Origin of the sequence: Burkholderia sp. 22088 (genome assembly GCF_052045915.1) — a bacterium.
Taxonomy (GTDB): Bacteria; Pseudomonadota; Gammaproteobacteria; order Burkholderiales; family Burkholderiaceae; genus Burkholderia; species Burkholderia cepacia.
The window spans coordinates 102,729-124,358 of record NZ_JBQEPY010000021.1 but is presented as its reverse complement, the minus strand read 5'-3'; the positions used below and the strand labels follow the sequence as shown (position 1 = coordinate 124,358).

22 protein-coding genes and 1 pseudogene are annotated in these 21,630 nt (G+C 65.0%); 6 read left to right on the top strand and 17 right to left on the bottom strand.

Translation table 11 applies throughout. The features are described from left to right. The first annotated feature begins 4 nt into the window (after positions 1–4). Complete coding sequence (locus ACTJLD_RS33625) at positions 5–934, top strand: OmpA family protein (RefSeq protein ID WP_059688450.1); 930 nt, start codon at positions 5–7, stop codon at positions 932–934. A gap of 85 nt (positions 935–1,019) precedes the next feature. Here the strand turns inward: ACTJLD_RS33625 and tssA are convergent, their stop codons facing one another. The 9 genes from tssA to ACTJLD_RS33580 all read right to left on the bottom strand — a co-directional run bounded on the left by tssA (position 1,020) and on the right by ACTJLD_RS33580 (position 11,979). Next, positions 1,020–2,141 carry a type VI secretion system protein TssA gene (tssA, locus tag ACTJLD_RS33620; protein ID WP_059699704.1) on the bottom strand — a complete coding sequence of 374 codons (1,122 nt, stop codon included), beginning with the start codon at positions 2,139–2,141 and terminating at the stop codon, positions 1,020–1,022. A 39-nt stretch (positions 2,142–2,180) separates the two neighbouring features. After that, positions 2,181–4,850, bottom strand: a complete 2,670-nt coding sequence (gene tssH / locus ACTJLD_RS33615; RefSeq protein WP_301826858.1) for a type VI secretion system ATPase TssH — start codon at positions 4,848–4,850, stop codon at positions 2,181–2,183. A 43-nt stretch (positions 4,851–4,893) separates the two neighbouring features. Next, a complete protein-coding gene (gene tssG, locus ACTJLD_RS33610; protein WP_048023630.1) occupies positions 4,894–5,994 on the bottom strand; it encodes a type VI secretion system baseplate subunit TssG in 1,101 nt (366 codons plus the stop codon). After that, positions 5,958–7,793, bottom strand: coding sequence for a type VI secretion system baseplate subunit TssF (tssF, locus tag ACTJLD_RS33605; RefSeq protein ID WP_021161817.1), 1,836 nt, complete (start codon positions 7,791–7,793; stop codon positions 5,958–5,960). The genes tssG and tssF overlap by 37 nt, the downstream gene beginning before the upstream one ends. Positions 7,794–7,870: 77 nt before the next feature. Continuing rightward, entirely contained in the window at positions 7,871–8,356 is a 486-nt protein-coding gene (tssE, locus tag ACTJLD_RS33600) for a type VI secretion system baseplate subunit TssE (RefSeq protein ID WP_021161818.1), read from the bottom strand. A gap of 344 nt (positions 8,357–8,700) precedes the next feature. After that, on the bottom strand, positions 8,701–9,204 hold the full coding sequence (locus tag ACTJLD_RS33595) for an Hcp family type VI secretion system effector (RefSeq protein WP_006477093.1): 504 nt from the start codon (positions 9,202–9,204) through the stop codon (positions 8,701–8,703). A 70-nt stretch (positions 9,205–9,274) separates the two neighbouring features. After that, a complete protein-coding gene (tssC, locus tag ACTJLD_RS33590; RefSeq protein WP_006477094.1) occupies positions 9,275–10,765 on the bottom strand; it encodes a type VI secretion system contractile sheath large subunit in 1,491 nt (496 codons plus the stop codon). Between the two features lie 15 nt (positions 10,766–10,780). Beyond that, positions 10,781–11,296, bottom strand: a complete 516-nt coding sequence (gene tssB, locus ACTJLD_RS33585) for a type VI secretion system contractile sheath small subunit (RefSeq protein ID WP_027788514.1) — start codon at positions 11,294–11,296, stop codon at positions 10,781–10,783. A gap of 44 nt (positions 11,297–11,340) precedes the next feature. Beyond that, a complete protein-coding gene (locus ACTJLD_RS33580) occupies positions 11,341–11,979 on the bottom strand; it encodes a tetratricopeptide repeat protein (protein ID WP_060194599.1) in 639 nt (212 codons plus the stop codon). Between the two features lie 373 nt (positions 11,980–12,352). Between ACTJLD_RS33580 and tssJ the strand changes: the two genes are divergently transcribed. The 3 genes from tssJ to icmH all read left to right on the top strand — a co-directional run bounded on the left by tssJ (position 12,353) and on the right by icmH (position 15,192). Then, positions 12,353–12,964, top strand: coding sequence for a type VI secretion system lipoprotein TssJ (gene tssJ, locus ACTJLD_RS33575; RefSeq protein WP_027788516.1), 612 nt, complete (start codon positions 12,353–12,355; stop codon positions 12,962–12,964). Positions 12,965–13,066: 102 nt separating this feature from the next. Then, positions 13,067–14,413 carry a type VI secretion system baseplate subunit TssK gene (tssK, locus tag ACTJLD_RS33570; protein ID WP_011350756.1) on the top strand — a complete coding sequence of 449 codons (1,347 nt, stop codon included), beginning with the start codon at positions 13,067–13,069 and terminating at the stop codon, positions 14,411–14,413. Continuing rightward, on the top strand, positions 14,410–15,192 hold the full coding sequence (gene icmH, locus ACTJLD_RS33565) for a type IVB secretion system protein IcmH/DotU (protein WP_440660852.1): 783 nt from the start codon (positions 14,410–14,412) through the stop codon (positions 15,190–15,192). Before tssK ends, icmH begins: the two co-directional genes overlap by 4 nt. Before the next feature lie 92 nt (positions 15,193–15,284). Here the strand turns inward: icmH and ACTJLD_RS33560 are convergent, their stop codons facing one another. From ACTJLD_RS33560 to ACTJLD_RS33535, 6 genes are all read right to left on the bottom strand, one after another. Further along, the gene (locus ACTJLD_RS33560) at positions 15,285–15,980 is read right to left on the bottom strand and encodes a DUF7716 domain-containing protein (protein ID WP_440660850.1); all 696 of its coding nucleotides are present in this window, start codon (positions 15,978–15,980) and stop codon (positions 15,285–15,287) included. Then, complete coding sequence (locus ACTJLD_RS33555) at positions 15,977–16,342, bottom strand: immunity protein Imm33 domain-containing protein (protein WP_060082856.1); 366 nt, start codon at positions 16,340–16,342, stop codon at positions 15,977–15,979. Before ACTJLD_RS33555 ends, ACTJLD_RS33560 begins: the two co-directional genes overlap by 4 nt. Then, positions 16,326–16,835, bottom strand: coding sequence for an SMI1/KNR4 family protein (locus ACTJLD_RS33550; protein ID WP_440660848.1), 510 nt, complete (start codon positions 16,833–16,835; stop codon positions 16,326–16,328). Before ACTJLD_RS33550 ends, ACTJLD_RS33555 begins: the two co-directional genes overlap by 17 nt. Then, the gene (locus ACTJLD_RS33545; protein WP_440660846.1) at positions 16,832–17,320 is read right to left on the bottom strand and encodes a DUF4265 domain-containing protein; all 489 of its coding nucleotides are present in this window, start codon (positions 17,318–17,320) and stop codon (positions 16,832–16,834) included. The genes ACTJLD_RS33550 and ACTJLD_RS33545 overlap by 4 nt, the downstream gene beginning before the upstream one ends. Before the next feature lie 103 nt (positions 17,321–17,423). Next, a complete protein-coding gene (locus ACTJLD_RS33540) occupies positions 17,424–18,023 on the bottom strand; it encodes a hypothetical protein (RefSeq protein WP_440660844.1) in 600 nt (199 codons plus the stop codon). A 269-nt stretch (positions 18,024–18,292) separates the two neighbouring features. Further along, positions 18,293–18,616, bottom strand: a complete 324-nt coding sequence (locus ACTJLD_RS33535) for a DUF7716 domain-containing protein (protein WP_091924951.1) — start codon at positions 18,614–18,616, stop codon at positions 18,293–18,295. A gap of 278 nt (positions 18,617–18,894) precedes the next feature. Between ACTJLD_RS33535 and ACTJLD_RS33530 the strand changes: the two are divergent. Together ACTJLD_RS33530 and ACTJLD_RS33525 are read left to right on the top strand one after the other, a co-directional pair. Then, a pseudogene (locus ACTJLD_RS33530) lies at positions 18,895–19,026 on the top strand (IS256 family transposase); the annotation flags it as partial. Positions 19,027–19,370: 344 nt separating this feature from the next. Further along, on the top strand, positions 19,371–20,171 hold the full coding sequence (locus ACTJLD_RS33525; protein WP_021161832.1) for a transporter substrate-binding domain-containing protein: 801 nt from the start codon (positions 19,371–19,373) through the stop codon (positions 20,169–20,171). A gap of 57 nt (positions 20,172–20,228) precedes the next feature. Here ACTJLD_RS33525 and ACTJLD_RS33520 read toward each other — a convergent pair whose 3' ends face one another. Both ACTJLD_RS33520 and ACTJLD_RS33515 read right to left on the bottom strand, forming a co-directional pair. Further along, on the bottom strand, positions 20,229–20,432 hold the full coding sequence (locus ACTJLD_RS33520) for a hypothetical protein (protein WP_027788527.1): 204 nt from the start codon (positions 20,430–20,432) through the stop codon (positions 20,229–20,231). A 354-nt stretch (positions 20,433–20,786) separates the two neighbouring features. Then, positions 20,787–21,329 carry a hypothetical protein gene (locus ACTJLD_RS33515; protein WP_440660828.1) on the bottom strand — a complete coding sequence of 181 codons (543 nt, stop codon included), beginning with the start codon at positions 21,327–21,329 and terminating at the stop codon, positions 20,787–20,789. Between the last annotated feature and the right edge of the window lie 301 nt (positions 21,330–21,630).

Sequence of the window (21,630 nt, the reverse complement as noted above, 5' to 3'; positions counted from 1 at the left end):
CGGGATGCATCGCATGAATCACGTCCTCGCCGCCCTCCTCGCCTCGGGCCTGTTCATCGGCAGCGGCACGGCCTTCGCGCAGAACACGGGCGCGACGGTCACGCCGGTCGGCAACGGCACGGTCGCGACGACCGCGCTGCCCGCGAACACCGGTGCCGCACCGGGGACGGCGTCAGGCGCCGTCGTGCACGGCACGGCCGGCACCGCGAGCACCATCACGCCGCCGCCCGCGGCCGCGACGCCCGGCCAGGTGGTCGTCGGCGGCAAGGTGCCCGACGAGGCGACCAAGGCCGCCGTGCTGCAGAAGCTGCGCGACACCTACGGCGCGACGAACGTCGTCGACCAGATCGAGGTCGGCGACGTCGCGACGCCGCCGAACTGGAGCGCGAACGTGCAGAAGCTGCTCGGCGCGCAGCTCAAGCAGATCAGCAAGGGGCAGTTGAAGATCAACGGCACGCAGATCGAGATGAAGGGCGAGGTGCACAACGAAGCGCAGCGCCAGCAGCTCGCGAGCGACATGGCGAACACGCTGAACCCGACGTATACGATCAGGAACGGGCTGCGCGTATCGGCGTCCGAACAGGGCGTGCTCGACCAGACGCTCGCGAACCGGACGATCGAGTTCGAAACGGGCAGCGCAACGCTCACGCCGCAGGGCAAGCTGATCCTCGACCAGATGGCGGCCGCGCTCGCGAAGATGCAGAACCGCACGGTCGACATCATCGGCCACACCGACAACTCGGGGAACCGCACGTCGAACATCGCGCTCAGCCAGGCGCGCGCGGATGCGGTGAAGGGTTACCTGATCACGAAGAGCATCCCGCCGCAGCAGATGACGACGACGGGCGTCGGGCCGGATCAGCCGATCGCGCCGAACGACACGGCAGACGGGCGGGCGCGGAATCGACGGATCGAGTTCCGGGTGGGGCAGTAAGCGTAGAGGGATGTCACGGGCCGCTTCGTACGGAGCGGCCCGGCAGGCGACGGGCGGCGGCAGCGATGCGCCGCCCGTTTCGCGTTTACGACTGCTCGTCCGGCCTCACGCCCAGCAGTTCGCGAATATGCGACAGCGAGCCGTCGTCCTTCACGACGCTCTCGAGCCACTTGTGCAGCGGCATGTCGGCCCATTCGGCCGCCTTGTCGGCGAGATACGCGACCGGGCTGTGCGGCTCGGTCTGCCGGAAATAGCGGGCGACCGCGCGCAACTGGTCGACGGCCTGCGCACGGTTCTGGATGCCGGCGATCATCTGCGTCACCGGGGCGCGCGGAACGGGCTGCGGCTGCACGTGAGTCTCCTCGGTCTGAATCGGGTTGCCGAACACCGGCTCGATGCGCTCGGGTTGCGCCTGCGGTGCCGACTGCGTGTGCGGCGCGCTGCCCGTATAACCCTGCTCGCGCGCAAAGCGCTCGGCGAGCCGGTACACGGTCTCGAACGCGTCGCGCGCCTGCCGGAAGCTCGGCGCCGAATCGCCCGCGCGCTCGACGAGCCGCTCCTCGAACGCATCGAGCGCGAATTCGAACGCCTTCAGGTTCGCGAGCAGCGCCGTGTAGAACGCGATCGACGTCACGCGCCGCGACGAATCGATCTGCTCGATCGACGGCTTGCCGCGTGCGATGTCGTCCGCGTGTTCGGGGTCGCGCTTGATGGCCTGCGCGACGTGCTGCGCCACTTCCCAGTCGAGCGTGCTGAACGCGTTCGACGCGCCGTCCGTCAATGGCACCGCGCGCAGCAGCTCCGCCGTGCGGCCGGACAGCCACGCGACGTTGCCGAGCCGGTGCTCGATGTCGTCGTCTTCGGGCAGCGGGTGCACGGTGTCCCAGAAGTCGCGGCACAGGCCCTCGAGCAGCGCATAGCCTTCGGTGAGGCCGGTGATGCCGTCCTCGAGCGCGAGCGCCTCGGTCAGCCATACGGCGAGCCGCAGGTCCTTCGTGCGCGTGCGCAGCAGCTCGCCCGCGTGATCGACGACGAAGCCCCAGTCGGCCTCCTTGATCTCGGTCACCCATTCGCCCTGGTCGAGCGTCGGATCGTCGTAGCGCCGCGCGTCCTGGATCGCGTCGAATTCGTTCGAAAACAGCAGGTCGTCGCCGCTGGGCGACGCATCGCTGATCGGCGTCAGCAGCTCGGGGAGATTGATCGGCATGGTTTCAGTTCATCAATGCTGGGTGATGCGCGGCCGCGCTCATTCGACGGTGTACGTGAATTCGCCGGCCTCGTCCGCGCGCACCGCGATGCGCGCGATGGCCGCGCCGTCGGCGATCCGGCCGAGCACGTGGCCCGCGATCTCCGGCAGCAGCGTGCCGTTCAGGATATGGTCGACGTTGCGGGCGCCCGAATCGACTTCGGTGCAGCGCGCGAGCACCGCGTCGACGAGCGACTCGTCCCATTCGAACGCCGCCTTGTGGTTCGCCTCGATCCGGCGGCGGATCCGCTCGAGCTTCAGCTCGATGATCTCGGCCAGCACGTCGTCGGAAATCGGGTAGTACGGCACGACCTTCATCCGCCCGAGGAACGCGGGCTTGAACGTCTTGTACAGCTGCGGACGCAGCGTCTCGGCAAGGGCATCCGGATCGGGCAGTTCCTCGGCCGGCTTGTTCAGGCACGCCTGCATCACCGCGGCGGAACCGACGTTCGACGTCAGGATGATCAGCGTGTTGCGGAAGTCGATCTCGCGCCCTTCCGCATCGTCCATCGCGCCCTTGTCGAACACCTGGAAGAACATCTCGAGCACGTCGGGGTGCGCCTTCTCGACCTCGTCGAGCAGCACGACCGAATACGGGTTGCGGCGCACCGCCTCGGTCAGCACGCCGCCTTCACCGTAGCCGACGTAGCCCGGCGGCGAGCCCTTCAGGCCCGACACGCTGTGCGCTTCCTGGTACTCGCTCATGTTGATCGTGACCATCTTGCGCTCGCCGCCGTACAGGATGTCGGCCAGCGCAAGCGCCGTCTCGGTCTTGCCGACACCCGACGGCCCGACGAACATGAACACGCCGCGCGGCTTGTTCGGATCCTCGAGGTTCGCGGTCGCGGTGCGCACGCGCTGCGCGATCGCGTCGAGCGCATGGTCCTGGCCGATCACGCGCGCGGTGAGCAGCGGCTGCAGGTTCAGCACAGTGTCGATCTCGTCCTTCACCATCCGGCCGAGCGGAATGCCCGTCCACGCGGCGACGATCTCGGCGACGACGTGGCCGTCGACCTGCAGCGGCACCATCGGCTCGCCGCCCTGCAGCCCGTGCAGCGCCGCGACGCGCTCGGCGAGCTTGTCGCGGGTCGCCTGCACGTCGACCGGCTGGCCGTCTTCCGACGGGCCGCGCGCCTTGTCGAGCGTGTCGCGCAGCTCGGTAATCTCGGCGACGATCGCGCGCTCGGCTTCATACCGCGCTTCGTCCTTCGCCAGTTGTTCGAGCGCCGTGTCGCGCGCGCCGCGCAGCTCGCCGAGCCGCTCGTCGTGCGCCGCGCCGCCGGCCGCCTCGCGCTCCAGCGACGCGATTTCCGCGTCGATCCGCTCGATACGCTTCTTCGTGTCGTCGATCGCCGCCGGCGTCGCGCTGTGCGCAAGCGCGACCTTCGCGCATGCGGTGTCGAGCACGCTGATCGCCTTGTCCGGCAGCTGACGGCCACTGATGTAGCGGTGCGACAGACGCACGGCCTCGGTGATCGCATCGTCGAGGATCCGCACGTTGAAATGCTTTTCCATCAGGCCGGACATTCCGCGCAGCATCGCGGCCGCGAGCGGCTCGCTCGGCTCCTCGACCTTCACGACCTGGAAGCGCCGCGCAAGCGCCGCGTCCTTCTCGAAGTACTTCTTGTATTCGCTCCACGTCGTCGCGGCGATCGTGCGCAGTTCGCCGCGCGCGAGCGCCGGCTTCAGCAGGTTCGCCGCGTCGTTCTGGCCGGCCTGGCCGCCCGCGCCGATGATCGTGTGCGCCTCGTCGATGAACAGGATGATCGGGTGCGCGCTCTTCTTCACCTCGTCGATCACGCTCTTCAGGCGATTCTCGAACTCGCCCTTCACGCTCGCGCCGGCCTGCAGCAGCCCCATGTCGAGCACGTGCAGCGCGACGCCGCGCAACGGCGGCGGCACGTCGTCGGCCGCGATGCGCAGCGCGAGGCCCTCGACGACCGCCGTTTTGCCGACGCCGGCCTCGCCGGTCATGATCGGGTTGTTCTGGCGGCGACGCATCAGGATGTCGATCGCCTGGCGGATCTCGGCTTCGCGGCCGATCACCGGGTCGATCTTGCCGTCGCGTGCGCGCTGCGTGAGGTTGGTCGTGTACGTGTCGAGCGCGGGCGTCTTCGACGGGCCCGCCGCGGGCGCCGCGCCGTCGGCTGCCGGCGCGAGGCCGCCGTCTTCCGTATCGGCCTGGCGCGGTTCGGCCTCGCTCGATCCGGCCATGATTTCGTCGAACTTGTGCTTCAGGTCCGTCACGTTCACTTCCGCGAACTGCGACGACATCCGCTGCGCGAATTGCGCGAGATCCGGCGCGGTCAGCAGCGCGAGCAGCAGGTGCCCGGAACGGATGCGGCCGAGCTGCGAATCGAGCGACGCGATCAGCCACGCCTGCTCGAACAGCGCGATCAGGTGCACGGAGAACACCGGCGTGCGCGTGTTGCCGGTCTTCAGGCGCGTCAGCTCGCGCTCCAGATCGGCGCGCAGCGCATGCGGATCGACACGGCTCGCGCGCAGCGCGAGCGGCAGGTCACCCGCCGGCTCCTCGAGCAACGCGAGGAACAGGTGCTCCAGATCGACTTCGTAGTGGCCGCGCGCCAGGCACGCGCTCGCCGCCCGCTCGGTCGCGTGGCGGCACAGCGGGTTCAGTTTCGTGATCAGGGTCTTCAGAGGCGTGCTCATGGCGTCGATCTCAGGTTCGATTGTGTGTTGTTGTCGTTCGGAATCAGTGAATCACGTGCAGTTCGTAGCGCGCGTCGGAACGGTCCTCGAGCGCGTCCCGCGTGCACAGGAACGCGTCCCAGCCGAGCCGCGAGCCGGCGCCGAGCACGCTCGCGCCGACCTCGGTGCGCTTGAGCACGAGCTTCACCTCGTATTCGAGCGTGACGCCGGCGAGCAGCGTCAGCATCCGCTCCAGTGCGATGGCCTGCGCGCCGCCGGGCAGGAATGCTTCGTAGTCGCGCTTGGACAGCGGGCCGACGACGATCCGCGCGCGCATGTCGCGCTGCCACACGCGCTCGCCGACCAGCGCCGTCGCGCCGAGCACCGCGTTGACCTCGCCGAGCACGCTCAGCTGGTCGGGCGGCACGTCGTACCACTTGCCGACGAACTGGTCGATCTTCACCGGCACGCGGAAATAGTCGGACAGCGTGCGCTGCAGGTATGCGGCCGACATCGGCCGGTGCCGCGCGGCCAGCGCATAACCGGCAACGGCCTCGTCGAGCACACCGCCCACGCCGGCCGCGAGGCTGTCGCGCACTTCGTCGCTCGGCACGCCCGCGATCGCGAGCAGCAGCGGCAGATAGCGTTCGTCGCGATCGAGCTCGTAATGGAACGGCAGCCGGTATTTCTTCCACGCGGCATAGAACAGCGCGGTCGCGCGGTTCGAGAACACGTCGAAGAATGCGCGCGCCGCGTGGTCGCGCTTCAGGTGCTCGCGCGCGATGATCTGCTCGGTGTAATGCAGCGGCAGCGCGCCCTGCCCGCCAAGCAGCCCGAAGAACGCGGGCGTCAGCTCGACGTGGCCGAGTTCGCCGGCCGCGAGCGCGGCGCCGCGCTGCTCGTCCGTCTTCAGTTGCGTGCCGTCGCCGTCGAACGAGCGCGCACCTTCGATCTCGCTCGGCGGAAAGCCGAGCGACAGCGTGTTGCGGAATTCGATGCGCTGCGCGACCACGTCGCCCTGCCGCCACGCGCCGGGCGCATCCGACGCCTGCCGCGCGAACAGCCCTTCGAGCACGCGCACGGCCTGGAAGAACTCGAAGCGGTGCGGTTCGTCGAGCAGTGCGTCGACTACGCCAGGATCGATTCGCCGGTCCGGGGCTTGCATCGGATGATCTCCTCGCCGGTGCGCTTCGACACGACGACTAGTTGAACGAAACTGTTGAGGTGGACGTACAGCCCGAAGAAGCTGTCGAGCACGCGCACGAACGAGGCCAGGCTCGCGCCGACGAAGTGCTCCTCGTCGATCGTCAGGCGGATCTCGATGCCGCGCACGAAGGTCGCGAACGGCTTGCCGGGCAGCCACTGCACGGCGCCGCGCTGCTCGACGCCGGCGAGGCCGTCGATCTGGCGCATCGACACGGCGGTGCGCCGCAGGTCGTACAGTGTCAGCATTTCCTTCAGCGGCGCGAGGCCGTGCGCGACCAGCGACACGTGATTGAGCGCGAGGTGCGACACGAGCCGCCAGTGCGCGGCGCGGCCGCGCTCGAAGCGTACGCTCTGCGTCGGGCGGCGCAGCATCGAGATGCCGCTCGTCTGCGCGCCGCCTTCCTGGAACAGGTCGCCGCCTTCGAGCCCGAACGCGAGCATGGCCGGCAGGTCGCGGTTCGTGCAGGTGAGATCGAGGCTCAGCGTGTCGGTCTGCGGCGACGTCGGCTCGAAATCGATGTCGACGATCGAGATTTCGGTTTCGTAACCGGGGCTCTTCTGCGCGACCCAGTCGTTGCGGCGCGCGAACCAGTAATGGCCGATCCGCGCCGATTCGCCGTGATGCAGCGAGTAGAACGGCCGGAATTCGATCACCGATTCCTCGTGCGCCTGCTGCCTGACGAGCTTCACCGAATCGATCGAGTACACCTCGTATGCGAACGCGCGCCGCGCCTCGGCGATCACCGGGTAGGACACCGCGCGGTGCGTGATGCGGATCGGCTCGCCGTGCTGGCGGAACAGGTTGACGATCGGCGTGCAGAACAGCCGGAAGTGGCTCGCCGTCAGCAGCTCGAGCAGCCGCGCGACGTGCGAATCGCTGCGCACGTCCTGCAGCACGAGATGCAGTGTCGCCCGCTGGCAGCGTCCCGTCGCGCGCGCGATCGCCGCGATGTCGAAGTCGACGAAATCGAACTTGTCGGGGAACGCGAAGTATTCGGTGAGCAGGCGATACGCGGGATGCGATTTCGCCGGGTAGTCGATCAGCGCGTCGTCCTCGTCGAAGCCGGCGTGCGCGATCGGCAGCTTGCGTAACGCGGTCCAGCGGCCGTTGCGTTCGGGCTCGACATACGCGCCGAGCACGTTGACGAACAGGCAGTCGGTCAGCGCGGCGACGAACGACTGCTCGCCGTGCAGGTGCGCGCGCAGCGTCGGCAGCTTCAGCGCACCGAGATCGAGCTGCGCGGCGAGCGACTCGAACGTGATCGAGATCACGCCCGTCGCGTTCGACGGCAGCACCGTCGCGCTCGGCGCGAGCGCGACCGGCGTGTAGCGCGCTTCCGAGATGCGGATCGGCGCGAGCGTCACGTCATAGGCGGTGCGGAACCGGCACTGCACGCCGCGGATCGGGCGGCTCTTCAGCTCGGTACCGCGATCGATCACGACCGGCTCGGTCTGCTGGCCGGGCGAGGCCGGCGTGAACTGCGCGATCGAGCACGACGGGAACGGCCGCAGGTAGTGCGGATAGAGCACTTCCAGCAGCGCTTCGGTGAATTCGGGGTAATCGTCGTCGAGCTTCTTGTTGATGCGCGCGCCGAGCAGCGCGAACGACTCGATCATCCGCTCGACGTGCGGATCCTCGCAATGCTCGCCGGACAGCGCGAGCCGCGCCGCGATCTTCGGATAGCGTTCGGCGAAATCTCGCGAATAGCGCCGCAAAAACGATAATTCGCGCTCGTAATACGGCAGCAATTCTTCCATCGACGACCCCGAACCTCAATATTTCCTGCCGGACCCTGAACCATCACCGGGCGGTCCGGCCCGCTCGGCGGCTTGATTTACTGCATTCTTGCGGCGCGTGCGCGCGTGACCGAATACTGCAGCGTCGACGGCTGCAGCATCGCGTCGAAACTCACCGGCTCCTCGGCCGGGTGCACGACGAGCAGCGCCTGGATCGCGAAATAGAGCGCGTTGGTGGCCTGCTCGTTCAGCTCGAACGTCACCTGCACCTGCTGCAGGCGCGGCTCGTGGCGCGCGATGGCCTGCTGGATCGACTTGCAGATGAACGCGCGGTCGTAATGACTCGCCAGGCTCAGCCCTGCGAAATCGTTCAGCCCGTAGGTCAGCACCGACTTCTGGCACTCCGGCAGCGTGGCCAGCTCGTTCTCGGTGTGGGCGATACGGGTGTTGAGGATCGCCTCGACGTCGCGGGCGACCGTGTTCTTGAGCTCGTCCAGCGACAATTGCCGCATCGCTGCCGAGGCCGGCAGGTGCGGTTCGTCGTCGAAAAGCTTGTCGAGAAAACTGGGTTCGAATCGTTTCATAAGGGCCTGTTTCCGCTAATAACGGGCTTGCGAACGTGTGTTGCCGGTCGTAGTGCAAGGAGTGAGGAGCGCCGTTTGGCCGAGCCAAACAAGCGACGAACGACGCCGCAATACGGCCGGCAACGCACGTTCCCCTGTTTGAAAAAATCATTCGTGGGGCTGGCCCCCAGAAGGGCCGATCGCCGCGTCACGCTCCTCGCGAATACGTCGAGTATTCGCTTCGTCGCAATCCTTGCGCTCGGCCCTTCTGGGGGCCAGCGCAAGCCCGTTATTAGCGGAAACAGGCCCTGATTCACAGCGAAAACGGCAACGGGACGCCGAGCGCCCCGTTGCCGCGACCGACCTTAGACCGCGTAGGTCTTGTCGTTCTTCGTCAGACTCCAGGCGCCTTGCGTGTTGCCGCCCTGGTTGCCGCCGATCTTCTGCTGGGTTTGCTTCCACTGCACGGCTGCGTATTTCAGCGAGAACGTCTCGAGCGGCAGACCTTCCTCGCGAACGCTCGGGGCGATGCTCGAGATGATCACGTACTTGAGCTTGACTTCCAGATACTGCACGCGCTTGCCTTCACCGTCAGCGCGCGAGAAATGAACCGTCACCTCGTCGAACGTGGTACCGCCCGAAGCGTGTTGGTACAGCAGCGGGCTCGACGAATCGATTTCCTTCGTGAAAATCATGTCGCCGTGCTCGCAACGCGTCATCGTGTGACCGCCAGCGGTCGATGCGGTTGCCGAACGCGGCTGAACGATCGAGTGATCCCACGATTTCAGTTCGATCCAGCCCTGGTGGTCCTTGTCCGCGGACTCGCCCTTCACCGCGGGACTACCAAACTGCAAGTGCATATGTAACATGGCCCTTCGACTCCCCAAAGAGGTGGTTTTAACGTCCTACCCAGGCGGCCCGCCCGGGCGATTTACTCGCTTATGAATTTGCCGGTTTGGGCAGATCAGCGACAAGTCGCAGAGAAATCGAGAGTTCGTCGAGCTGAAAGTGCGGGCGCAGGAACGCGACCGAACGATACGAGCCCGGCTTGCCCGGAATCTCCGACACTTGTATGGATGCCTCGCGCAGCGGGAATTGCGCCTTCTGTTCCTGCGACGCATTGTCGTCGAGCAGGACGTACTGCGAAATCCACCGGTTGAGGAAAGTCTCCACGTTCTGCGCCGATGCGAAGCTGCCGATCTTGTCCCGCATCATCGCCTTCAGGTAGTGCGCGACGCGCGACACCGAGAAGATGTACTGAAGCTGGGCGGACAGGACGGCGTTCGCATTCGCGCTGTCGGTGCTGTATTTTTTCGGTTTCTGCACCGATTGCGCGGCGAAAAACGCAGCGTAATCCGAGTTCTTGCAATGAACGAGCGGAATGAAGCCGAGGTCGCTCAGTTCCTTCTCGCGGCGATCGGTGATCGCGATTTCGGTCGGGCACTTCAGCGCGACTTCACCGTCGTCGGTCTTGAACGTGTGGGTCGGCAGGTCCTCGACGAGGCCGCCGCCTTCGACGCCGCGAATCGCCGCGCACCAGCCGAAGTCGTCGAATGCGGCCGTCAGGCGCGCAGCGAACGCCCACGCGGCGTTGCACCACAGGTACTTGTCGTGGTCGGTGCCGTCGACGTCTTCGACGAAGTTGAAGTTCTCCGCAGTCTGGCCGTCCTTCGGATTGAACGGCAGGCGACCGAGGAAGCGCGGCAGCGTCAGGCCGACGTAGCGGGAATCTTCGGCGTCGCGGAACGACTTCCACTTCGCATATTCGACCGTATCGAACACCTTGCCGAGATCACGCGGCTTGCCGAGGTCGGAGAACGACTCGAGGCCGAGCAGCTCGGGCGACGCCGACGCGATGAACGGCGCATGCGCGGCCGCCGCGACGTGCGACATCTGCTCGATGAAGTACATGTCTTCCGGCTGGCGCGAGATCTCGTAATCGCCGATCAGCGCACCGAACGGCGAGCCGCCGAACGTGCCGAATTCCTCTTCGTAGACCTTCTTGAACAGCGCGCTCTGGTCGAATTCGCTCGCGCCCTTGAAGTCGCGCACGAGGTCGCGCTTCGGTGCGTGCAGCGCCTTGATCTTGATCGTCTGGCCGGTGTTGCTTTCCTTGACCAGATAGTCCATCCCGCGCCACGTGCTTTCGAGGCGCTGGAATTCCGGTGCGTGCATCACCGCGGAAAGCTGCGTGGAAATCAGGCGGTCGAGTTCCGCGACGCGCGCGTCGATCGTGGCCGACAGGTTGTCCGACACGATCACCGTGCCGTCGAGCACCTGGTGCACGAGTTCGCCGATCAGGTCCTTCGCACGCGCATGCTCGGAATCGGATTTCGCGACCTTGCTCTTCTCGACGATGTCGTCGAGCAGCGAAGTCCCGGCGGCGTATTCCGCGCCGCTCGCTTGGGCCGCAGCCGTTTGCTGGTTCATCTCAACACTCCGTCGTCATTCGCCGTCTTTGTCGCCGCCGGTGCCCTTCGCGAGCTCCTGCAGCTGCTGCGTGTTCTTCAGCACCTCGGACAGCAGATCCTCGAGCTTGTCGTTGCCGGCGAGCTTGTTGCGCAGGTCGGCGAGCTTCGAGCGCGCCTCGAGCAGGCGGCGCAGCGGCTCGACCTGTTCGACGACTTCGTCCGGGCTGAAATCCGACAGCGAACGGAACTTCAGGTCGACCGCGAACTTGCCGCCACCTTCGCTCAGGCGGTTTTCCACCTGGAACGCGGCACGCGGCTCGATCGCCTTCATCACGTCGTCGAAATTGTCGCGATCGATGTTGACGAACTTGCGGTCGCGCAGCTTCGGCTGCTCGATTTCGGACTGGCCCGCCAGATCGCCGACGACCCCGACGACGAACGGCAGTTCCTTCACCTCGATCGCATCGCCCTTCTCGACCTCGTAGGTCAATTGGACGCGCGGCGGCCGTATTTTCTGCAAGCTTTTCTGAATGCTTTCTTTCTTGGCCATCTCGACGGCTCCCAGGTTAGTTGTGGTTATCGCGTCAGTTACGGTCAGTTGCGCAGGGCGCCGAACGGATCGCCGCCCTTCGGCGCTCCGCCGCCCGACGACGTGTTCGTCGGCGGCACCGTAGCGGTGGTTTCCGCACCCTGCGTCGTGACTTTCTTGTGCACGACCGTGCGGGTCTTCTTGGTTCGGCCACTGGCGCGGGGATTCGTCTCCGGCGGGAACAGCGCCGATTCGCCCAGCGTGTCGCGCAGTTGCTTCGCGAGCGCCTGCGCATCGGACTTCGCGTCGCCCGCGAGCGACGAATCCTGACGCAGCTCGCCGAGCGACTGCGTCGCGATCCGCAGGCCGGCCACGGCCAGCACGCTCTTCGCCTGACGGTCGGTCGCGTCGCGCTGCAGCGCTTCCTGCGCGGCAACGATTGCCTGACCGTAGTGGTTCTGTGCGAACTGGATTTGCGCGATGCGCGACCACGGCTCTTCGCGCGTCGGATCCGACTTCGCGAGCTGCTGATACAGGCCGAGGGCCTTGTCCTGGTCCCCCGCCTTCGCAACTGCGTCCGCATCGGCCAGCGACTTGTTGAACACTTCTGCAGTCGGCGGCGCGGGAGGCTGGCTCGCACAACCGGCGATCACGCCGCAAGCCACTACTACCCCAGACAGTTTTGCGAAGAGACGGTCTTTCATCGTTATATCCACCGGCGCGTGAGTTTTAAATCGTTGAGAATCTGGTTCTTTTGCTTTGCAAGAAGCGCGCGGGTATAGTACCGATCAATTTTTCATAATTCAATCGTCGTGTGAAGAGTAATTCCTTTTAAAACCGGGCGCTACCCCCTCCAATGGCCGCTCGCCGCGGGCTCGCAGCGATTTTTCTTTCGACCGGAATGGGCAAGTTTTACTGGTTGCACGACGCGCCGCCGGGGTGGCGGAAAAAATTTCCGGACGCTCGCCACGACGCGGGCGTGCTTAATAGTTGAACAGTGCAATGCCGGGGATACGCAACGAGCGCGGAAATACCCGGCAGATTTGACAGGGATAAAGGCAGCACGCCGGAAATACGATGAGATCGTTGATGATTCGCTACGCGCTGCCGCTGGTTGCCTGCGCCCTTCTGGCCGGATGCGCGGCCGCCCCGCTGCTCGGCTCGGCCGCGAGCGCCGTGATGTCCGCCGCCGGCATCGGCAAGCCCGAGGTGCCCGACGCGCAGAAGCCGCCGCGCAGCCTCGGCATCACGCTCGCCGCGGCGCCGAACCTGAATGCCGCGACCGACAACAAGCCGCTCGCGCTCGTCGTGCGGCTCTATACGCTGAAGGACCCGACGTCGTTCCAGCAGGCGCCGTTCGACGCATTTACGGATCCGACCAAGGAAAAAGCCGCGCTGGGCGCGGATTTGCTGAACGTGCGTGAAATCACGCTGATTCCGGGCCAGCGCTATACGGCGACCGAAAAGGTTTCGCGCGAAGCGCAAGCGTTCGGCATCGTCGCGCTGTTCCGCGATCCCGCACTACAACGATGGAAACTGACGTTCGACCCGGTGAAGTCGGAGAAATCCGGCATAATCATCGGCCTGCATAATTGCGCGATGACGGTCACCGATGGCACCGTCATCGCACCGCAACAGGGTGCGCCTTCGCAACCGCTGAATTTGCTTTCTTCGGTCTCCTGCGGTTAAACATGACGCACGAATGTCAATTAACAAGAGTTAACAATTGGCGATTTAATTCGGGCACGAACGAATCGATTACATCGCAACGCGACATTAACCGGATTTGACATGAGTTATTCGGCCAAGGTGCTGTGGGGGGAAGGGCTGTTCCTCCGGCCTCAACACTTTCAGCGACAGGACGCGTACCACGAAGCGCGCCTGTTCGAATCGATCCAGGCGATCCAGCCGTACAACTGGGGCGTGCGCTCGGTGCGCATCGACCGTGATGCGCTCGGCAGCAACGTGCTGCGGGTGGCCGAGCTCGCGCTCGTGTTCCCGGACGGCGCGCTGTATGCCGCACCGCAGGCCGACGACCTGCCGCCGCCGATCGCGCTGGACACGCTGCCTGACGGCATCAACGAATTCGTGTTCTATCTCGCGCTGCACCCGCTGCGCGAGAATGGCACCAACTACAGCGACGATCCGGCCGCCGGCTTCATGACGCGTTTCGTCAGCGAGCAGACCAGCGTCGGCGACAACTTCACCGACGCAGCCGAAGCCGACATCACGTTCCTGAAGACGCAGGTCAAGCTGATCGCGCACAGCGAACCGCGCGACCAGCTGCTGTCGGTGCCGCTCGTACGCGTGCGCCGCACCGCGACGTCCGGTTTCGAGATCGACGACAGCTTCGTGCCGCCGTGCCTCGCGATCGACGCATCGCCGATCCTGCACCAGCGGCTGCGCCAGCTCGTCGATGCGCTGCAGGCGAAGGTGAACGCGCTGTACGGCTTTCACCGCGAGCCGTCGAAGAACATCATCGAATTCCGCTCGGGCGACATCGCGTCGTTCTGGCTGCTGCACACCGCGAACGCCGCGTTCGCGACGCTCGCGCACCTGCACCAACACTCGGCGCTGCATCCCGAGCGGCTGTTCCAGGAACTGCTGCGCCTCGCGGGCCAGTTGATGACGTTCTCGAAGGGCTACACGCTCGCGGATCTGCCGGTGTATCGCCACGACGATCCGGGCCCGAGCTTTGCGCGTCTCGACCTGATGCTGCGCGAGCTGCTCGACACCGTGATCTCGACGCGCTACTTCGCGATCACGCTCGACGAGGTGCGCCCGTCGTTCCACCTCGGCCGCCTCGATTCCGGCAAGATCGACGACAAGACCGAGTTCTACCTCGCGGTGTCCGCGGACATGCCGAGCGTCGAGCTCGTCGATGCGGTGCCGGCCCGCTTCAAGGTCGGCGCGCCCGACGACGTCGACAAGCTCGTGCTGTCGGCCATGCCCGGCGTGCGGCTGTCGTACACGCCGCAGGTGCCGCCCGCGATTCCGGTGCGCCCCGGCGCCTGCTACTTCGCGCTCGATTCGCGCGGCGCGCTGTACGAGCGCATGCTGCAGGCCCAGTCCGCCATGATCTACGCGCCGACTGGCATCAATGACCTGAAGTTCGAACTGATCGCGGTCACATCATGAGCTACGCGCCTTCCCTGTTCGGCGACAACGCGCCGCCTCCCCTGCATACCCCGGCGTCGACGGACGCCTCGTTCCAGGCCCGTTCGCTGCTCGACCTGCTGTACGACGGGTTCTTCATGCTGTTCCTGCTCAAGAACGGGAGGGAACCGGATAGCGCGAGCGAGTTCAGCACGCGGATCCAGGAATTCCTGTCGGACTTCGAGCGCGGCGCGAAAAAGCTGAATATCGCGGCCGAGGATGTGTACGGCGCGAAGTTCGCGTTCTGCGCGGCCATCGACGAGATGATGCTGTCGTCGCAGTTCAAGATCCGCACGGACTGGGAACGCCGGCCGCTGCAGCTCGTGCTGTTCGGCGAGCAGCTCGCGGGGGAGAAGTTCTTCCAGTATCTCGAGGAAGGTCGCGCGCAGGGTGCGGCGCGGCTGCAGTCGCTCGAGGTGTTTCATATGTGCCTGCTGCTCGGGTTCCAGGGCAAGTATCTGCTCGAAGGGCCGGAGAAGCTGGCTTACCTCACCGCGCGGCTGGGGGACGAGATCGCGCATATGAAGGGCAAGCGGGCGCCGTTCGCGCCGCATTGGCCGTTGCCGGATCAGATCGCGCATCGACTCAAACGCGAAGTGCCGGTTTGGGCGATCGGGGCGGTTTTTGCGCTGGTGGCGCTGCTCGGGTATCTCGGGCTCAATACGTATCTGAAGGACAAGACGCTGCAGGCGTTGGCGCCTTATTCGCAGGTCATCAAGGTCGGGCCGGAATCGGCCAATTTGACGATTTCGCTGCCTTGAGGGGCGGAGGTTTCTCGGCCTCGCTTCACGATGAGAAAGGACCGCCCCGGCGGTCCTTTTTTGTTGCGACGTCCCATTCGTCGTGCTCGCGGCTACTCGCCGTTCGAATCCAGATCGAGGAAGTCGTCGTGGCGATCGAAGTGGTTGAGACAGCGGACGAGGTCGTCGATCGACGCGCCCGGTTTCTGACGACAGGCCAGATCGACGACGTCCTGGAAGTGCTCGCACGAGTAGCGGAATACGTAACCGAGCTCAGTGACACGTTCGGGGTAGCGCTCGCGATCGTCGTCGTCGACCTGTACCTTGTCGGCGATATAGATCGTCTGCCGCGGACACCAGTCTGCATCGCCGTCATTTCCGTACACATCGTATTGCCACGCCGGATCGTAGCCCGCCGGCCGTTCGGCCTTCGCTCGCACAACCGCGATGAAGTCGGCAAGCGTGAACGTCCTGTTCTTGAAATCTTCAGGGCCGCGAATCTGCAATCCGATGCGCTCGCATTCGATACGCGCCAGCAATCGTTCGGCCCTGTCACGCTCGCACGCCAGCAACCCGGCATCAAGGTCTCGTGCCGGCGCAAGCGCCCGCTCCAGGAACGGACGCGCCGATCCACTGCGTGACGTCTCGCACATCAGATCGCCCAGCGCGACGAGCGACTGGGCGAGTGCTATGCGATCGCCCTCCTGCTCGGCCTCGGTCAGCGCAAGATGCAGCACGGCTTCGCCTCGATCCGTCATGCCATGATCGAGCAGCATCAGCGCCTTGCGAAAGGTCTGCCGCGCACTCATCGCGACGCCTCGTTGCCGGGCAAATCCATCCAGACGTCTTCGTAGCCGGCGTCGTCGATGATGAAACGCGCGCCGGGCGGCAGCATCAAATAGGGCAAGACGAGCGGCAGGTAGGTGGGCAGATGTGCGGCGTGCAGCGGCTGGTAGAAATCGGGCGCGTCCGAATATTCGCCGCAGTGGAAAAACCAGCCGATGTCATCGCCTTCCGACAGCGCGATGCGCGTGCCATAGACAGGCATCCGCCCGAGCGTCGATATCGCGACCGCAACCTTGTGCTCGGGTTCGGCAGCGCGCAGAGCGTATCGCGCACACACGGCCTCCTGGCGCTCACGCCACTCGGCCGGATCATTCGTCAGGTTCATTTCCCGCCCCCTCCATGGCGCCCCGCATCGACAGAAAAGCCGTGAAACTGTCGGATACCGGCGTCGTCTCGCCCGTCTCGTGCGACCAAAGGACGACGACCGGCTCGCACGATGCCGCTGTCCGGTCGTAGTCGAAGCAGTAGTAGTCACCTGTCCCGAACTCGGCAAACGGCAACAAGTGCGAGAAATCGGCATCCGTATGGTCGAAATTGTCTCGCCACGCGCGCCAGCCTTCGTCGTAGCGCCGCACGATCGAATTCCACGTCCTGCGCGGATTGCGCGCATCGAAGACAGGAAACACGGGCAGTCCGCCGAGCGACCGGCCGTTGTTGAGAAGCAGCCATGCGGCGAACGAACGCGGCAACGCGCGGCCGAGCAATGCTTCGGCCGCTTCGATTTCGGCCACGGTCGTGCCGATGGTCGGCGTGGGGGGCATCGGTTGATCTTCCTGTCGGTATCCCCGACATACACGGGTTCGATTTTGCACCGTCACGACTCGAGCCACCAGTCGAGCAGCGTTTCGTCGTTCGGATCCTCGAAGTTCCGGTAGATGTTCGCGTAGTACCAGGCAAGGCCGGTTCTTGCCGTGAAGCCGTCGAAGACGGCACGGATTCGCTCGCCTCCCGCACCGGACGGCACCGATAACGCGAGCGAGCCGCCGTAACGACCATCGAGCGTACCGCCCAGTTCGGATTCGACCTCATCCGCAAGCCGGTTGATGTCGCGATCCGGAATCGCGTCGCCATAGATCTGGATGCAGTAGTTTCCGCCGCGCTTCAGTACCGTGGCAGGACGATCGGGGTCATCCATGCGGACAAGATCGCCTTTCGCGAGATTCAGCGCCAGGCCAGGCGATGCCAGCAATTCGTAGATGCCCGGCTCGACCTGACGCGCGGGAAGTTCTTCATGAACCGGTGCATCTCCGGAGCTACCTGCGTAGACGTGGATCAGGTCGTCATCCTGGTCGGGGTCAAGCATTTCGTTCTCGCCGTACGTAAGACCGTGTTTCAGTCAATCACTCGTGTCACCCGGGGCTGCCAGCGTATTGGCCTGCGCATTGCTTGAGACTGCTCGCCCGCACTCACCCGCCGACCATCTCCAGGAACACCAGCGCTTCCGCATCGGGCAGCGCCTCGCCTATCCGCGACCGGACTTCAGCAAGGAATGCCGGGCGGATTTCATACGTGTCGTCGACGATGTCGCGTGCGTACTTTCCGACGTACAGCTCGCACCAGATACACAGCGCGTGGGCGAAGTGCGTGAGGGATGACGCAACGCGCAATGGTGCCCAGGAGCCCGCGCCGTGGCGGTCGAACAGCACATCGCCTTCCGGGACTACGATAACGGGATCGCCGCCCATCTGACCCAGCACGATCCAGTCGTCGTGCCATCCGGACAGACGCCGGCCAGATGCGTCGACACGATAGCCCGTCTGGCCGATCGCGAAACTCGCCTGGTTGCCGTACAACAGGAGGTCGTCAGCGGTCCAGGGAATCGACAGATCGACATCGTCGAGTGCGCTGAACCATGCAGCAATTTCATCGCTCACGGAGAAGGCGCTCGTGTGCATTGCATGATCGGGCGCAGGTGCGCCGATGCTTGCGTGCACGCCCACCGTGTCGCGAATTTCGACGATGAACTGCTTCAGATCCCGATCGTGCATCGTGCCTCCCGGCGACATGGCGCCTTGTCGAATCGCTTGCGAACGATACCGGTCTCGCGTCTCTCTGTCAGCCGCATGCCGACACATGAATTCACCGAAATCGTCGATGGAGTCATCGGTCGCTAAACGACTTGTGACCTTCGCATCCCGGACAACGTAATGCGCCGCGGGATTGCCGAGATAGACGGTGCCAAAAATGCATCCTCCTCGAGAAATCGAACGAGCGGATCGGCTGCAATCAGGATGTCCCGCCAGGATTTCATGATGACGTGTGGCAAACCACGTCGTCAGAACAGGATGAATTCATCGTTCTCTACGTAAAAGACGAATGCGTCGAGCAACTGCGAAACGCTCGGTTCGTCGATTTGGTCGTGGGCGTTGATCACGATATCTTCGATCGTCGCACTATTCAGCGTGACGCTCCAGCCGGGTTGCAGCGCGATCGAGGACGATGCATCGTCTTCGGCATGTTGCGCGTCTGCCGAGAATGCGCCCTCTGTATCGAGCATCCACGGCTTCGGCGGTAGATAGAGCCAGCCAGAGAAGTCGCCGGGCGTTTCGAGGATCTGCTTCAGGCTGACTACGGTCGTCAGGTCGGTTGTTGCGAGCATGGGTTGTAGGGGGTGGGAGTGACGTTTGGCGGTGCGGATGGCACGGCGTCGTGACATGCACGTGCGATATCGTCGGTAGATTCGTGTGAGCGCCGCAAAGCACGTACGTAGTTCGTCGGCATCACGGAATCGGACATCAGCGCTCGCGCACGATACCGCAAAAGATCGTGATTATGCTAATGAAGCGAGGGGCGAAACCTGCCACCATTTTTTTGCCGGGGCGCAGCTTATCCGATCTTTTGTGTGAGGCATAAACCGAGAGCCAAGGAACCACTGTTATGCCACGCAAACGCAAGGAGGAAGTGACGATTGAACCGGGCACGATGGCTTGAACCTTGGACCCGGCACTGATCAAGCAACTGGTGCCCGGGACGCTGAACCGGTCGACGATCAACGAACGGCTTGCAGCAGGCCAGCCAATCCGCGTCCAGGCGTCCAACTCCGTGCAATCCACTTTCATCATCAATTTGCTGACCCTGAAATCGCAATGAATTTCGAGTGATTTCGCACGTCACTCGCGATACCCGCGCAACAGCTTCTTGCGCGACTCCCCACGCCTTGTACGGCACCTCCCACACGCCAGTCACGCGGCCGGCCGCCCCCGCCCTGCTGAAATCGATCTCAATCAGGGCCAATTCGACTTCCGGCGCGGCGCGGTTGCGAGTAGTGTCTACATGCCCGTATTCCGGCCGCCCCCGGGTTCGACCGATACCCGGCGCTCACCACACACGACACTGACCTCTGGAGATCTGCGATGAAACGTTCGAAGTTCCTGCTGTCGGGCCTGCTGCTCGCGTCGGCCCTCGGCTTCACGGCCGTCGCCGCGCATGCCGACGACCTGCTCGACTCGGTCAAGAAAGCCGGCGTGCTGCGCGTCGGCCTCGAGGGCACGTACCCGCCGTTCAACTCGCGCGGCACGTCCGGCCAGCTCGAGGGTTTCGACGTCGACGTCGCGAACGCGGTCGCCGGCAAGCTCGGCGTGAAGACGCAGTTCATCCCGACCGAATGGAGCGGCATCATCGCCGGCCTTCAGGCCGGCAAGTTCGACGTGATCGTCAACCAGGTCACGATCACGCCGCAGCGCAAGGAAGCGCTCGACTTCAGCGAGCCGTACACGTACTCGGCCGCTCAGCTGATCCAGCGCAAGGACGACACGCGCAACTTCAAGTCGCTCGACGATTTCAAGGGCAAGAAGCTCGGCGTGACGCTCGGCACCAACTACGACCAGATGGCGCGCACCGTGCCGGGCATCGAGGTGCAGACGTATCCGGGCGCGCCGGAGAAGCTGCGCGACCTCGCCGCCGGCCGGATCGAGGCGACGCTCGACGACCGCCTGATGCTGCCGTACATGATCAAGACGTCGAACCTGCCGCTGCGCGCGGGCGCAGTGCTGAACGGCGGCAAGCAGGAAATGGCGATCCCGTTTCGCAAGGGCAACCCGAAGTTCGAGAAGGCGATCAACGACGCGCTCGACTCGCTGCACAAGGACGGCACGCTGAAGAAGATCTCGATGCACTGGTTCGGCAGCGATGTGACCGTGCCGGTCGCGCAATAAACGGCACAGCCTCGACGCGTCACGCGCTTCGTGTCGACGAACGCGTGACGCTTTTTCTCAAGCCGCTTCGTCGAAGCGCGCCAGCAGCATCTGGCCGACCGGTGTCAGCGCCGGGCGCGCGGCCACGGCGTTCATGCGCATCTGCGTATCGTCGACCAGCCGCTTCTCGACCAGCACGGCGAAGGCCGGATTCGACGGATCGACGCTGTCCGGCGCACGTGCAACGCGCAACAGCATCGAGAATTCATGCGGGCTCAGCATGGTCCCTGTCTCCTGATCGTCCGCGATCCGGTTCGAACCGGCGTCGATCGTATCTTCGAATGTAATGGCGCGTGGCATGACTGCCGCGCCGCCGGGAGCGAGATCCCGGCAGGCCTGCCTGCGACGCGGGCACGTCGTCGCGAGCGGGTTGCGCACGTCCCGGCTCCGGCGATGCCGCCGCGACGGGAACGTGCAACGTTATGGGCGCACCATGACGCGACCATGACAGGAAAGCGGGGCGCAAGACAGCGTGCGTTACATGGCGCTTCGATTCGATGCCGATCCCATTGACGAAGACGGATCGCATCGCATGCATGGCCGGCGGTTGCCTGCTCGCCGGTTGTTTCGCGCCCTTCATCGCGGGTCGGCCGAATACGGGAACCCGCCGCTTGCCGATCCGCTCGCATGGCGCATGCAGCGCGCGACCACGTTCACCGCGCGCCCGAGCGTCATCCCGACGAGCACGCCCCATACCGCGAACGACAGCATCACGAAGCCGCTCGTCGCCGCCCACGGCGCGTGCACGGCGACCGCGTAATGGATGCCAGTTTCGGCGACGAACGTCAGCATCAGCGTGACGAGCAGGCTGGCGTCGCCAGGCAGGCGCACGCGCAGGCCCGACGACGCCGGACGGTACTCGAGCCGCCACCGGCTCGCGTGCAGCCAGCCCAGCGACGCGCCGCCCAGGACGGCCGCCAGCGCAATCGCGTTCGCGTCGATGCCGGCATGCGGAAAGAGCCCGTTCAGGCTGACGATGCCGAGCATCCCGAACGCCACCGGCGAGATCAGCGGTCGGGCCGCCGGCACCTCGCGCGGGAAACAGCGCTTGATGCCGATGTAGAGCAGCACGCAGAACATTACGTACACGTAAGGCTTCAGGTGAAGGAGCGCGGACATGGTCGGAGTCGCCTGGTCGGAGTGGACACGGCAACACCGTACTGCGCCGCTCAGGCAGACGGCACAACTTGCGACGGGCGGCCGGAATTTGCGGACGAGTTGCGCGTCGCGGCGATGATCGTCCGGCGAATCGGGACGAATGACGCGCCACCGAATCCGGCCGCCGGCGACGTCCGAGCTGAATGGTCCGCCCTCCCCCGCCGGCCGGCGCTTCGTGCTCGACGCGCAACCGGCAACACTCCGTGTCCTTCCGCAGCGCCTTCCACTACACTCGTGGCGGAAACCGGCCAACCGTCGGCAG